Raw genomic sequence first — 12,427 nt, 5'->3', positions numbered from 1 at the left:
GATCGATCCTGCACCCGATACACCGCTTGCCTGTGGGGTGCAGGCGACGCCGGGGGTGCAGATTTCGGCGCGCTCACGTAAAATCGTGCGATTCCCGATGGCGCTGCATCGACAGCGGCCATTCTGTCCTGCTCTTGTACACAATTCACATGTCATCTACCCTGCACCCCATGCTCAATGTGGCCATCAAGGCTGCGCGCGCCGCTGGCGCCATCATCAACCGTGCCTCCCTGGACATCGAGTCCGTCCGCGTGAGCCAGAAGCAGGTCAATGACTATGTGACCGAAGTGGACCAGCAGGCCGAACACGCCATCATCGATATCCTCCATACCGCCTACCCGCAGCACGGCTTCTTTGCCGAAGAAACCGGTCAGGCGCATGGCAATCCCGACAGCGATTTCGTCTGGTACATCGACCCGCTCGATGGCACCACCAACTTCATCCACGGTTTCCCGGTCTATTGCGTGAGCATTGCGCTCGCCGTGCGCGGCAAGATGGAGCAGGCGGTGATCTACGATCCCAGCCGCAACGACCTGTTCACCGCCACGCGTGGCCGTGGTGCCTTCCTGAACGATCGTCGCATCCGCGTCAGCAAGCGCATCCGCATGGCCGACTGCCTGGTTACCACCGGCTTCCCGTTCCGTCCGGGTCAGGACTACGGCCAGTTCATGCAGATGTTCACTGACATGATGAAGAAGACCTCCGGCGTGCGCCGCCCGGGCGCTGCCGCACTGGATCTGGCCTATGTCGCCGCAGGTTTCAGCGATGGTTTCTTCGAGACCGGCCTGCAGCCCTGGGACGTGGCTGCAGGCAGCCTGCTGGTGCAGGAAGCCGGTGGCCTGGTTGGCAACTTCACCGGTGAAGCCGATTTCCTGTTCAGCCAGGAATGCCTGGCCGCCAACCCCAAGATCTACGGCCTGATGGTTGGCATGCTGAACCAGTACAGCCGCTACGGCGAGGAAGCCATGCGCGAGCGCATGGCCGAGCAGCAAGCGGCCGAAACCGAAGCCGAGGCAGGAACCGAAGGCGACGCCGAGGCCTGATCAGCATCAGCGAGCGTTCCTATAGCCGCTTCCTGCCGGAAGCGGCTTTTTTTGCGCCAGAAAAAACGCCTGGCTGCAGGGCGCAGGCCAGGCGTGGGGCAGCTAACGGCCGCGCAGATTCAGTCGGCGTCAGGCTGGGCTTCGGGCGCGGCCTGCTGGAATGCCGGCAGCGTTTCACAGGCAGCGACGATGCGCAGGATCGTCGGATAATCATCCAGCGGGCAGTTGAAGCGGCGCGCGTTATAGATCTGCGGCACCAGGCAGCAATCAGCGATGGTCGGCGTGTCGCCATGGCAGAAGGTGCCGGTGGCGGGGTGGCCGGCCAGCAGCGTTTCCAGGCCTTGCAGGCCAATGCCGATCCAATGGCGGTACCAGGCGTCCTTCTGCTCGGGCGTGACTTGCAGTTCCTGGCTCAGGTACTGCAGCACGCGCAGGTTGTTTACCGGGTGCAGGTCGCAGGCAATCGCCTGGGCCAGCGCACGCACGCGGGCGCGGCCGAGGGCATCGGCCGGCAGCAGCGCAGGTCCGGGCTGGGTCTCGTCCAGATATTCCATGATGGCGAGCGACTGCGTCAGCACGCTGCCGTCATCGAGTTCGAACGCGGGCACCAGCGCCTGCGGGTTGGTGGCGCGGTAGCTGTCGCTGCGATGCTGGCCGCCATCCTTCACCAGATGCACCGGCACGGTGGTCCACGCCATGCCCTTCAGGTTCAGGGCAATGCGGACGCGGTAGGCCGCCGAGCTGCGGTAGTAGGTGTAGAGCTTGCTCATGCGGGCGTGGCTCAGTGGGCAGCGCTGCCGTCGTGCATCCAGCGGGCATGCTCGGGCGCACGGCGGGTTTCGGCCCACTCGTTCAGCATGTCCCACTTCACCTCGTCCAGCATCTTGTACATCTCGGGCGTACCGGTGTCGGCTGCCAGTTCGATGCGGTGGCCGTTGGGATCGAAGAAGTAGATCGACTTGAAGATGGTGTGTTCGGTCGGGCCCAGTACCTCGATGCCGGCGGCTTCCAGGCGCTCCTTGGTCTTGACCAGGGTGTCAAGGGAATCGACCTTCAGCGCCAGGTGCTGTACCCAGGCCGGGGTGTTTTCGTCACGGCCCATCTCGGGGCGTGTCGGCAGCTCGAAGAAGGCCAGGATGTTGCCATTGCCGGCGTCCAGGAACACGTGCATGTACGGATCCGGGGCCTTGGTGGAGGGGACTTCGTTCTCGGCGATGGCGAGCACGAATTTCATGTCGAGGTGCTTGCCGTACCACTCGACGGTTTCCTTGGCGTCCTTGCAGCGGTAGGCTACGTGGTGGATATGCTGGATCAGGCTCATGGGGAGCTCCTTGTGAAATCGGATGAAAAAAGTGGGTGGAGCCCGGCGTGCATGCCCTTGTCTCCTGGAATGGAGGCCATCTGTGCGGCCCTGGGTGTATTGGACGCGAGACTGATTTATCATGCAAACAGTATTTATTCATCCATTTATCAGATTTTCCAATGAATGTTTCCCTGCGGCAGTTGCGCGCCTTTGTCGCCGTGGCGCGCTATGGCAGCTTCACGCTGGCGGCTGACAGCCTCTACATCACGCAATCGGCACTCAGCGGCCTGATGCGGGATCTGGAACGGGCGCTGCAGGTGCGGCTGGTTGATCGCAGCACGCGCCGCATCCGCCTCACCGATGTCGGCAGCCAGCTGTTTCCGCTGGTGCAGAAGATCCTGGACGACCTGGATACGGTGATGGCTGAAGTCGGCAAGCTCAAGGATCTGGAGCGCGGCCTGGTGCGCGTGGCCGTGCCGCAGCTGCTGGCCAGCACCTGGCTGCCGCCGATGCTGGCCGGCTTCCGTCAGCAGCATCCGCAGATCGAGTTGCGCCTGCTGGACAGTACGGTGGAGACGGTGGTGTCGCGCGTGTTTGCCGGTGAGGTCGATTTCGGCATCGGCCCAGAACGCGAGCCCAATTCGGACATCGAGGCGACGCTGCTGTTCGAGGTGCCGTTTCTGGCGGCGCTGCCGGCCGGACATGCGCTGGCGGCACGCGCCAAACTGCGCTGGGAAGACCTGATCGCCGAAGAGCTGATCACGCTGCAGGGCCAGTTCACCGAGCGGCTGTCGCAGGACCTGGGCGCTACCTGGCGCGGCCTGGGGCTGAAGCCGGCGCACGAGGTCAGCTTCATGGCGACGGCGCTGAAAATGGTGGCAGCCGGCCTTGGTGTCACGGTCTGCCTGCCGTATGCAGCCGAGTTGGTCGAGCAGCAAGGGCTGAAACTGCGGCCGCTGCAGGAGCCGGTGATCCGGCGCGGCGTGTATCTGTTCACGCGCAAGGGGCGCACGCTGTCGCCGGCAGCCGAGGCCATGCTGGCGCACCTGCGCGAGGCGATCGCGCAGCAGATGGCGCAGCTGCAGCAGCGCGGCTGGCTCTGAGCGGTGGCGACACCTACAATGCAGGATTCCGCAAGCAGGCCCGCCAGCGCCTGAGACTTGCCACACACCAGGATTTTCCAGACCGATGACGACCGTGACTGCCATCGCCGAGCTACCCGGCCACACGCCCATGATGGCGCAGTATTTTTCGATGAAAGTGGACTTCCCGACCACGCTGCTGTTCTACCGCATGGGGGATTTCTACGAGCTGTTCTACGACGACGCGATCAAGGCCGCGCGCCTGCTCGGCATCACGCTGACGAATCGCGGCCAGTCGGCTGGGCAGCCGATTCCGATGGCTGGCGTGCCGGTGCATGCGCTGGACAACTACCTGGCCAAGCTGATCCAGATGGGCGAATCGGTAGCGATTGGCGAGCAGGTCGGCGAGGTTGGTGCGGCCAAGGGGCCGGTAGAGCGCAAGGTGGTGCGCGTGGTGACGCCGGGCACGCTGACCGAATCCGAGCTGCTGGGCGACAAGACCGAAGCCGTGCTGCTGGCGCTGCAGGTGCCGGCGCGCATCAGCCGCAACCGCAGCATCGGCCTGGCCTGGATGAGTCTGACGCAGGGCCGCATGAGCCTGGCCGAATGCACGCCGGACGAGCTGCCGCAGTGGATCAGCCGCATCCAGCCGGTGGAAGTGCTGTACAGCGCCGATGCCAGCGAGGCGTTGCAACAGCAGCTGGCGCAATGGCAGCAGCACGGTGCCATGCAGCGCTTCATCGTCACCGAGCGTCCGGCGTTTACCTTTGACAGCGGTCTGGGCCTGCGCAAGCTGACCGAGCAGCTGCAATCGCCCAACCTGAACGCCTGGCAGGCCGACGAGGTGGTGCAGGCGCATGCCGCTGCCGCCGCACTGCTGGCCTACGCCGAACACACCCAGGGTCGCGTCATGACGCATCTGCACCATCTGCAGGTGCAGCGCGATGACAGCCTGGTGCAGCTGCCGCTGACGACGCAGCGCAACCTGGAGCTGACACTCACCCTGCGTGGCGAGCCGAGCCCGACGCTGTTCAGCCTGCTCGACAGCTGCCAGTGCGGCATGGGCAGCCGCGCACTGCGTGGCTGGATGCTGCAGCAGCAGCGTGATCGCCAGCAGGCCCAGCAGCGGCTCGATGCCATCGCGCTGTTGCGCGAGCAGGGCCTGCGTGACCTGCGCGCCGCCCTGCACGGGACCAGCGACGTGGAGCGCATCAGCGCGCGGCTGGCGCTACGCCAGAGCCGCCCGCGTGAGCTGGCCGGCCTGTTACGCACGCTGGACCAGGCGCAGGGCCTGCGTACGCAGCTGTTGCGCGTACTGGACGCCGTGAGCGCTCAGCCGGTGCTGTTGCAGCAGGTTGCCGACCAGCTGCAACCGCCCGCAGGCGTACTCGATCGCCTCCAGCAGGCGATCCAGCCTGAGCCGGCGGTGAATATCCGTGACGGCGGCGTTATCGCCGAAGGCTACGACGCCGAGCTGGACGAGCTGCGTGGCATCCAGACGCGCAGCGCCGAATATCTGCTGGCGATGGAGCAGCGCGAGCGCGAGCGTACCGGCATCAGCAATCTGCGCGTGCAGTACAACCGCGTGCACGGCTTTTATATCGAAGTCACCAGCAGCCAGCTCGACAAGGTGCCGGACGATTACCAGCGCCGCCAGACCATGAAGAACGCCGAGCGTTTCATCACGCCCGAACTGAAGGCCTTCGAGGACAAGGCGCTGTCGGCGCAGGACCGGGCGCTGGCGCGCGAGAAGTGGCTGTACGAGCAGCTGCTGGAGCAGTTGCAGCCGCAAATCGCCGACCTGCAGCAGTTGGCAGGTGCCCTGGCCACGCTGGATGCCGTGTGCGCGCTGGCCGAGCGCAGTCTGGCGCTGGACTGGTGCGCACCGGTGTTTGCCGTCGAGCCCTGCATCGAGATCGAAGCCGGACGCCACCCGGTGGTGCAATCGCGCCTGATGGAAACCACCGGCGCCGGCTTTATCGCCAACGACACGCGCCTATCGCCCAAGCAGCGCATGCAGATCATCACCGGCCCCAATATGGGCGGCAAGTCCACCTATATGCGCCAGGTGGCGCTGATCGTGCTGCTGGCCGGCATGGGCAGCTACGTGCCGGCGTCCAGCGCACGCATCGGCCCGATCGATGCCATCCTCACCCGCATCGGCGCGGCCGATGACCTGGCCAACGCGCAATCCACCTTCATGCTGGAAATGACCGAGGCGGCGCAGATCCTGCACGGCGCCACGCCCAACAGCCTGGTGCTGATGGACGAGATCGGTCGCGGCACCAGCACGTTTGACGGCCTGGCGCTGGCCGGCGGCATTGCCAGCCAGCTGCATGACAAGACGCAGGCGCTGACCCTGTTCGCCACCCACTATTTCGAGCTGACCGAATTCCCGCGCGAGCACCATGCGGCGGTCAACGTGCACGTCAGCGCCACTGAATCGGGCCAGGACATCGTGTTCCTGCATGCGATCCAGCCTGGCCCGGCGAGCCGCAGCTATGGCATCCAGGTGGCGAAGCTGGCCGGCATGCCGGCAGCGGTGATCCACCATGCGCGCCATGTGTTGCAGCAGCTGGAATCGCAACAGCAGGAGCAGCAGCACCAGATTGACCTGTTCACGGCACCGCCCGAACTGCTGGTGGCAGAGGCCAGCCGTGAGCCGGCCGAGGTCGAGCTGGCGCTGCGCGAGCTCGATCCCGATGCGATGAGCCCGCGCGAGGCGCTGCAGGCGCTCTATGCGCTGAAAGAGCTGCAGGACAAGGCCGGGGCATGAGCATGCAGACGCGATTCATCCTGCTCAACACCAGCCATGCCGGCAACGTCGGCGCCGTGGCGCGTGCCATGAAGGTGATGGGTTTTGACGACCTGGTGCTGGTGCAGCCGCGCTGGCCCGACGTGCTGACGCGCATCGAGGCGCTGGAGCGTGCCAGCGGTGCTGACGATGTGTTGCGTCAGGCGCGCATCGTGCAGAGCTGGCAAGAGGCCGTGGACGGCATCGAGCACCTGTGCGCCACCGCCATGACACCGCGTGATTTTGGCCCGCCCACGGTGGAGCCGCGTACGCACTTTGCCGATCTGGTACGCCAGCAGCAGGGCAGTGCCGAACAGCCGCCGCTGCGCAGCCTGGGGCTGGTGTTTGGCAGTGAGCGCTACGGCATGTTCAACGAGGAGGTCTACCGCTGCCACGCCTGCCTCAGCATCCCCACCAGTCCCGATTACGGCTCGCTCAACCTGGCCTCGGCGGCGCAGGTGCTGGCCTACGAATGGCGCCAGGCACTTGGCGGCTTTGCCGTGACCGAGGCACCGTCGGTCAGTGAGGCGCGCCGTGCCGATGCCGGCCAGATCGAAGGCATGCTGGCACACTGGCAGCAGATGCTGACCGAGATCGGCTATCTCGATCCGGCCGCGCCCAAGAAGCTGATGCCGCGCCTGCAGCAGCTGTTCCACCGCGCCGGCCTGCACGATGAGGAGATCCATATCCTGCGCGGCATTGCACGCAAGATGCAGCAGCGGCTGCAAGATCGCAAGCCCTGACGCCGATCAGTTTACTGGCTGGTTGTACACTGCAGACATGTTTGCACGCATCAAGTCCGATATCGATTGCATCCTGGAGCGCGACCCGGCGGCGCGCAGCCAGTGGGATGTGCTGTTCTCCTACCCCGGTTTCCACGCGGTGCAGCTGCACCGTCTGGCGAATGTCTGCTGGAAGAAGAACTGGACCTGGCTGGCACGCTGGATCTCGCACTGGGGGCGTTTTCTCACCGGTATCGAGATCCACCCGGCAGCCCAACTCGGCGAGCGCGTCTTCATCGACCACGGCATGGGCGTGGTGATTGGCGAAACCGCCGAAATCGGCGATGACTGCACCATCTACCACGGCGTCACGCTCGGCGGCACCTCGCTCTACAAGGGCACCAAGCGCCATCCGACGCTGGGCAAGGGCGTGGTCGTGGGGGCGGGAGCCAAGGTGCTGGGCGGCTTTACCGTCGGCGATGGCGCCAAGGTCGGCAGCAATGCCGTCGTCACCAAGCCGGTCCCGGCCGGTGCCACGGCGGTCGGCAACCCGGCGCGCATCATCCATCCTGATGACGGCAAGCCCAAGACCAGCTCCGGCCGTTTCAGCGCCTATGGCGTCACGCAAAAGGACGATCCGTTCAGCCTCGCCATGCGTGGCCTGGTCGACAATGCCGCCGGCCAGGATCAGCAGATCGAGCTGCTGTGGCAGGCCGTGGCCAAGCTGGCCGAGCAATTGCCCTGCGCCGAGGCCATGCCCAAGGAGGCTCCGCGCCACGAAGGTCTCACGCCCGAAGAGCTGAGCAAGCTGATCGACGACGAAATGTGACGGTCAACGCCTGTCGCGCCTCAGCCGCGCGGCAGGTAGTCCAGCAAGGTGTGGTAGCCCTGGATACGGGTATCACCAGCCCAGCGCAGCACATAGGTCTGTTGCTCGGTTTCCGGCAATTGCGGATGGCTGGCTGTCACGCGCAGGTAGTAGGTGCCGGCACCGATCCGCGGCAGCACGGCCTCATGTGTCTGGCCCTGGATGAGCTCCCCCACGGGCGAGCGCAGTGCCGCATCGTGGAACAGCTGGGCGCTGACCTGAGACGGTACTTCCCGGATCTGCTGTTCTTGGGGTTGCTTGAACAGCACGCGGCTCCAGCGCAGCACGGGCTGGAAATCCGGACCTTCCTGGTAGACCGAGGCCTGGTCCAGCAGGCTGGGAGCGGCCATGACCTGCAGGCGTGTGAAGGCGTCCCGGCCTTCCAGGCCATGCGCATCCACGGCGCGCACACGCAGATACCAGAGGCCTTCGCCGAGCACGTTCATGTCCATGGCCGGGCCGGCCAGCAGTTCGCTGCGCTGGGTGGTCACGTGCTGCGCATCGCGCGACACGATCACGCGGTAGGCGCGCGCTTCCGGCTGTTCCGGAAAAGTCCAGGTGGCATCCGGCATGAACAGTGGTGCCTGCTGTGCTGCCAGATCTGGTGCGGGCAGCAGCGGGATTGCCTGCATGATGCCCTGGTTCGGGTCTACCACCACGCCTTCCCCGGCATGGACGAGGATTTCCGTGTCTTTCCAGGTGTTCTCGTTGTTGATGATGCCTTCCAGCACCTCGGCACGATCGGCGCGTACATACGGGTCGGCACTGGCAACACGGAAGCGGGTGCCGCGCACGCCAATCATCGAGGTAGCGGTTTCCACTTCCAGCGGCTTGGCGCGCGGAGATACTTTTTGCACGGCGGCTTCAAGCGCACCCTGGGCCAGACGCAGCTTGCTGGCAAACCAGTTCACGGTCTGGCCGGAATCATTGCGCACGGGATAATGGCGGTTTTCCACGATGTCCGCCACCGAATGCGGCATCAGCTGCACGCGGGAGCCGTCACTCAGCTCCAGCATGGCCGAGCTGTTGGCCAGCGTCTGGATACGCGCGTTTTCTCCCAGCCGTACGCCCGCCTGGATCGACTGCCCGCCCACCTGAACATGGCCTACCGTCTTGATCACATGCGCCCTGGCTGGCGTGAAGTTCAGCAGTTGCAGTGGCAGACGCACGGTGGTGCCCACGGGCGGCAGCTTGCCGCCGTCCGGCAACTTGTTGTAGAGCGCCACCTGCTCCCACTGGCTGGCCGCGATGCCCAGCCGCTTGCTGATGCTCTGGATCGTGTCACCACGCTGTACCACGTGGCTGGGCACCGGCATGCTGGCCTGCGCCAGGGCCGGGCCGGCAGCCAGCAGGGCCAGACAGAACCCGATACTTCCAGCCACGCCAGACAGTCGGGGCAGGGAGGCGGGCCGTAGCCGGCGGGAGCGGCTGGCGCTGGCAGAAGATCGGGAGACGTGGATCATGGTGGTAGCGTCAGTCTGGAGGTGAATCGGATCACAGGCGAAGGCCGGTGGCTGCCAGGTGGATTATTCCTGGTCAGCCTCTGGCTCTCCGGGGGCTGCGTCAGGCTCAACTGCGGTCGTCATTTGGGCCTTCAGCAGTTGGAAAAGTTCCCGGTAGGCACGTGCCTGGCGCGGTGCGGCGCCGGCAGGCTGCTTCGCCGCCGCTTCGGCGTCCTTGCGCGCCTGGCGCACCAGCGCGCGTAGCTGCTGGATATCGGTATCCGGATACTGTAGCAGCCATTCGGACAAGGCGGCATCGTGCGTACCCGCATCCAGCAGGCGATCGCGCCAGTGCTCGGCCTGGTGCAGCAGCGCGATTTCGCTGGCGCTGCCTTCACGTTGTACCTGCAGGGCTGCGCGGATGGCGGCGACATCTTCCTCGTCCAGTTGGCGCATCAGCTTGCCGATGTACTGCATCTGTCGGCGTCCGCCCTCGAAATTGGTAATGCGCTTGTATTCTTTCAGTGCTTCCAGCAGGCGATCCGGCAGCTCCAGCGGGTTCAGCAGGCCGGCGCGCAGCGTGAGCAGCTCCTGGCCGAGCTGCTGCAGAGCCTCGCTCTCGCGCTTCAGGTCGGTCTTGCTGGTATCGGTATCGCCCTTGGCCTGGCGTTTGAGCTCCAGGTCCATCTCGCTGCCTTCGGCAACGAACTGGCCGCGGACGTAATAGCCGCGTTTGGGTTTGCGTGACATGAGTGGTTATCCGGTAAGCATGGCAATAGGCCAGTATGATACTTCCCCATATGAAAACCAAAGCCAAAGCGCCCCGTCTTTCTGCCGCAGCCGATCAGCCCCTGAGCGGTTTTGCCTATAGCCGATCCCATTTCGAGGAGCTGGTCGACCTCGCCATCGCCCATGCGAAAAAACTCGGCGCCACCGATGTCGGTGCCGAAGCCTCCGAAGGCAGTGGCCTGTCGGTCTCGGTGCGCCGTGGCGAGCTGGAAAACGTCGAGCGCAACCGCGACAAGTCGCTCGGCGTCACGGTCTATCTGGGCCAGCAGCGCGGCAATGCCAGCACCTCGGACTTTTCGCGCAAGGCGATCGAGCAGACGGTGCAGGCCGCCTACGATGTGGCGCGTTACACGGCGCAGGATCCGGCTGCCGGCCTGCCCGACGAGCAGGATGTGGAGACCGAGATGCGTGATCTCGACCTGTTCCACCCCTGGAGCATCGATTCCGACGCTGCCGCCAAACTGGCACTGGCCTGTGAAGAGGCGGCCTTTGCCTGTGATCCGCAGATCAGCAACAGCGAGGGCGCGGCGGTATCGGCACAGCAAAGCCACTTTTTCAGCGCCCACACGCACGGTTTCCGTGGCGGCTATGCCAGCTCGCGCCACACGCTGAGCGTCGCCCCCATTGCCGGCAAGGGTGAAGCCATGCAGCGCGACTACTGGTACAGCTCGATGCGCCATCCGGACGAACTGGCCAGCGCCAGCGCGGTGGGCCGCTATGCCGCCGAGCGTGCCCTGAGCCGCCTGGGCGGCCGCAAGATCGACACCATCGAATGCCCGGTGCTGTTCGAATCGCCACTCGCCGCCGGCCTGCTCGGCAGCTTTGTGCAGGCGGTCAGCGGCGGCGCGCAATATCGCAAGAGCAGCTTCCTTCTCGACAGCCTGGGCAAGCAGGTGTTCCCGAAGCACATCGATATCCTCGAAGACCCGTTCGTGCTGCGCGGCAAGGGTAGCAGTCCCTTCGATGACGAAGGCGTGCGCGAGCAGCGCCGCCTGGTGGTGGAGCAGGGCAAGCTGCAGGGCTATTTCCTGAGTGCCTACACCGCGCGCAAGCTCGGCATGCGCACCACCGGCAATGCCGGCGGCAGCCACAACCTGTCCTTCCACAGCAAGCGCACCCAGGCGACCGACACCCTCGACGAGATGCTGCGCAAGCTCGGTACCGGCCTGTTCGTCACCGAGCTGATGGGCCACGGCATCAACTACGTCACCGGCGACTATTCGCGCGGTGCCAGCGGTTTCTGGGTCGAAAATGGTGAAATCGCCTTCCCGGTGCAGGAAATCACCATCGCCGGCAACCTCAAGACCATGTTCAAGGGCATCGAGGCAATTGGTGCCGACGTCTACACCACCGGTGCCAAGTCCACCGGCTCGATCCTGATCAACCGCATGAAAGTGGCAGGCAACTGATGCAGGACGCCGGGCCTTCCCTGATCGTCGCCGACGGCACGCTGCCGAAGCTGGCGTTCCAGCTTTCCAACGATGCCTGGCACACACCGCCCGAATTGTGGCTCTACGGCCTGGCTGCGCTGCTGCTGATCGCACTCGGCTGGTGGCTGACGCGTCGCCTGGGTCCGGTGCTGCGCAGCCTGCTGCGTGCCGGTCTGGTCGCCTTCCTGCTCTCGCCGGCGATCCTGGCTTGCGAGATCATCTCGGTGATGCCGTTCCCGGTGCTGCTGTCGCTGGCGCTGGGCGATCGTGCCAGCGTCAGTTGTGGCGCGCCGCTGGTGGCGCTGCCGCCCAATGCCATGACGTTTGGCGGCATCTGGCTGGTGCTGTTCCTGGCGTTCTGGTGCTGGGACTGGTTCCGTCGCCCGAGCGTACGCTGACGACGCGCTAGCACCATGCAAAAAGGCAGACCCGCGGGTCTGCCTTTTTGCTGGAAGCGGGCAGGACGATCAGCCGGCCAGCAGCGCCTTCACGGCGGCAGACACCTGGCCCATGTCGGCCTTGCCGGCCAGCTGCGACTTGGCTGCGCCCATCAGCTTGCCCATGTCGGCAGCGGCGGGAGCGCGGCCCTGTTCAGCTTCAAACGCCGCACCGATGGCGCGCACCGCTTCGGTGATCTCGGCCTCGCTCAGGCGTTCCGGCAGGTAGACCTGCAGCACCACGGCTTCGGCCTTTTCCTTGTCGGCCAGATCCTGGCGACCGGCGGCCTCGAAAGCGGTGATGCTGTCCTTGCGCTGCTTCAGCAGCTTGTCCACCACGGCGACCACGGCGGCATCATCCAGCGTAATGCGCTCGTCCACTTCCTTCTGCTTGATGGCCGCCTGCAGCAGGCGGATGGTACCCAGGCGCTCCATGTCCTTGGCGCGCATGGCGGTCTTCATGTCTTCGGTGATCTGGTCCTTGAGTGACATCGTGATTCCTGGTTAAGGTGAAAAA

12 protein-coding genes are annotated in these 12,427 nt (G+C 65.1%); 7 read left to right on the top strand and 5 right to left on the bottom strand.

The window, feature by feature from the left end:
• The first annotated feature begins 149 nt into the window (after positions 1 to 149).
• The gene (locus ACI3EV_RS09150) at positions 150 to 1,043 is read left to right on the top strand and encodes an inositol monophosphatase family protein (RefSeq protein ID WP_337690432.1); all 894 of its coding nucleotides are present in this window, start codon (positions 150 to 152) and stop codon (positions 1,041 to 1,043) included.
• Between the two features lie 119 nt (positions 1,044 to 1,162).
• Here ACI3EV_RS09150 and maiA read toward each other — a convergent pair whose 3' ends face one another.
• Positions 1,163 to 1,813, bottom strand: a complete 651-nt coding sequence (maiA, locus tag ACI3EV_RS09145) for a maleylacetoacetate isomerase (protein ID WP_337690433.1) — start codon at positions 1,811 to 1,813, stop codon at positions 1,163 to 1,165.
• Between the two features lie 11 nt (positions 1,814 to 1,824).
• Entirely contained in the window at positions 1,825 to 2,364 is a 540-nt protein-coding gene (locus ACI3EV_RS09140) for a VOC family protein (protein WP_329771503.1), read from the bottom strand.
• Positions 2,365 to 2,525: 161 nt separating this feature from the next.
• Here ACI3EV_RS09140 and ACI3EV_RS09135 point away from each other — a divergent pair, with 161 nt between their 5' ends.
• The 4 genes from ACI3EV_RS09135 to cysE all read left to right on the top strand — a co-directional run bounded on the left by ACI3EV_RS09135 (position 2,526) and on the right by cysE (position 7,773).
• Positions 2,526 to 3,449 (top strand): LysR substrate-binding domain-containing protein, encoded by a 924-nt coding sequence (locus ACI3EV_RS09135; protein ID WP_329771502.1) that lies wholly within the window; start codon positions 2,526 to 2,528, stop codon positions 3,447 to 3,449.
• An 85-nt stretch (positions 3,450 to 3,534) separates the two neighbouring features.
• Entirely contained in the window at positions 3,535 to 6,204 is a 2,670-nt protein-coding gene (gene mutS, locus ACI3EV_RS09130; RefSeq protein ID WP_337690435.1) for a DNA mismatch repair protein MutS, read from the top strand.
• Positions 6,205 to 6,206: 2 nt separating this feature from the next.
• Positions 6,207 to 6,965: an RNA methyltransferase gene (locus ACI3EV_RS09125; RefSeq protein ID WP_329771532.1), complete on the top strand. Its 759-nt coding sequence runs from the start codon at positions 6,207 to 6,209 to the stop codon at positions 6,963 to 6,965.
• A gap of 37 nt (positions 6,966 to 7,002) precedes the next feature.
• Positions 7,003 to 7,773: a serine O-acetyltransferase gene (cysE, locus tag ACI3EV_RS09120; RefSeq protein WP_329771500.1), complete on the top strand. Its 771-nt coding sequence runs from the start codon at positions 7,003 to 7,005 to the stop codon at positions 7,771 to 7,773.
• 20 nt (positions 7,774 to 7,793) lie between these two features.
• On the opposite strand, the gene ACI3EV_RS09115 is transcribed toward cysE, so the two are convergent.
• Together ACI3EV_RS09115 and yjgA are read right to left on the bottom strand one after the other, a co-directional pair.
• Positions 7,794 to 9,275, bottom strand: a complete 1,482-nt coding sequence (locus ACI3EV_RS09115) for a FecR domain-containing protein (protein ID WP_337690437.1) — start codon at positions 9,273 to 9,275, stop codon at positions 7,794 to 7,796.
• 63 nt (positions 9,276 to 9,338) lie between these two features.
• A complete protein-coding gene (gene yjgA, locus ACI3EV_RS09110) occupies positions 9,339 to 10,004 on the bottom strand; it encodes a ribosome biogenesis factor YjgA (RefSeq protein ID WP_337690439.1) in 666 nt (221 codons plus the stop codon).
• A 50-nt stretch (positions 10,005 to 10,054) separates the two neighbouring features.
• Here yjgA and pmbA point away from each other — a divergent pair, with 50 nt between their 5' ends.
• The gene (gene pmbA, locus ACI3EV_RS09105) at positions 10,055 to 11,452 is read left to right on the top strand and encodes a metalloprotease PmbA (protein ID WP_329771497.1); all 1,398 of its coding nucleotides are present in this window, start codon (positions 10,055 to 10,057) and stop codon (positions 11,450 to 11,452) included.
• Positions 11,452 to 11,871: a hypothetical protein gene (locus tag ACI3EV_RS09100; protein WP_337690441.1), complete on the top strand. Its 420-nt coding sequence runs from the start codon at positions 11,452 to 11,454 to the stop codon at positions 11,869 to 11,871. Before pmbA ends, ACI3EV_RS09100 begins: the two co-directional genes overlap by 1 nt.
• 69 nt (positions 11,872 to 11,940) lie before the next feature.
• Here the strand turns inward: ACI3EV_RS09100 and ACI3EV_RS09095 are convergent, their stop codons facing one another.
• Positions 11,941 to 12,402 (bottom strand): GatB/YqeY domain-containing protein, encoded by a 462-nt coding sequence (locus ACI3EV_RS09095; protein WP_329771495.1) that lies wholly within the window; start codon positions 12,400 to 12,402, stop codon positions 11,941 to 11,943.
• Positions 12,403 to 12,427: the final 25 nt, after the last annotated feature.

The organism is Allobrachymonas wangyanguii, assembly GCF_045055315.1.
GTDB lineage: Bacteria > Pseudomonadota > Gammaproteobacteria > Burkholderiales > Burkholderiaceae_C > Brachymonas > Brachymonas wangyanguii.
Note: the sequence above shows the minus strand (reverse complement) of the source record. Positions and strands in the feature narration are given on the sequence as shown.

Excerpts from the sequence above, each read along its gene's own strand:
- ACI3EV_RS09150 (WP_337690432.1), top strand. The coding sequence starts at position 150 with ATGTCATCTACCCTGCACCCCATGCTCAATGTGGCCATCAAGGCTGCG.
- maiA (WP_337690433.1), bottom strand. The coding sequence starts at position 1,813 with ATGAGCAAGCTCTACACCTACTACCGCAGCTCGGCGGCCTACCGCGTC.
- ACI3EV_RS09140 (WP_329771503.1), bottom strand. The coding sequence starts at position 2,364 with ATGAGCCTGATCCAGCATATCCACCACGTAGCCTACCGCTGCAAGGAC.
- ACI3EV_RS09135 (WP_329771502.1), top strand. The coding sequence starts at position 2,526 with ATGAATGTTTCCCTGCGGCAGTTGCGCGCCTTTGTCGCCGTGGCGCGC.
- mutS (WP_337690435.1), top strand. The coding sequence starts at position 3,535 with ATGACGACCGTGACTGCCATCGCCGAGCTACCCGGCCACACGCCCATG.
- ACI3EV_RS09125 (WP_329771532.1), top strand. The coding sequence starts at position 6,207 with ATGCAGACGCGATTCATCCTGCTCAACACCAGCCATGCCGGCAACGTC.
- cysE (WP_329771500.1), top strand. The coding sequence starts at position 7,003 with ATGTTTGCACGCATCAAGTCCGATATCGATTGCATCCTGGAGCGCGAC.
- ACI3EV_RS09115 (WP_337690437.1), bottom strand. The coding sequence starts at position 9,275 with ATGATCCACGTCTCCCGATCTTCTGCCAGCGCCAGCCGCTCCCGCCGG.
- yjgA (WP_337690439.1), bottom strand. The coding sequence starts at position 10,004 with ATGTCACGCAAACCCAAACGCGGCTATTACGTCCGCGGCCAGTTCGTT.
- pmbA (WP_329771497.1), top strand. The coding sequence starts at position 10,055 with ATGAAAACCAAAGCCAAAGCGCCCCGTCTTTCTGCCGCAGCCGATCAG.
- ACI3EV_RS09100 (WP_337690441.1), top strand. The coding sequence starts at position 11,452 with ATGCAGGACGCCGGGCCTTCCCTGATCGTCGCCGACGGCACGCTGCCG.
- ACI3EV_RS09095 (WP_329771495.1), bottom strand. The coding sequence starts at position 12,402 with ATGTCACTCAAGGACCAGATCACCGAAGACATGAAGACCGCCATGCGC.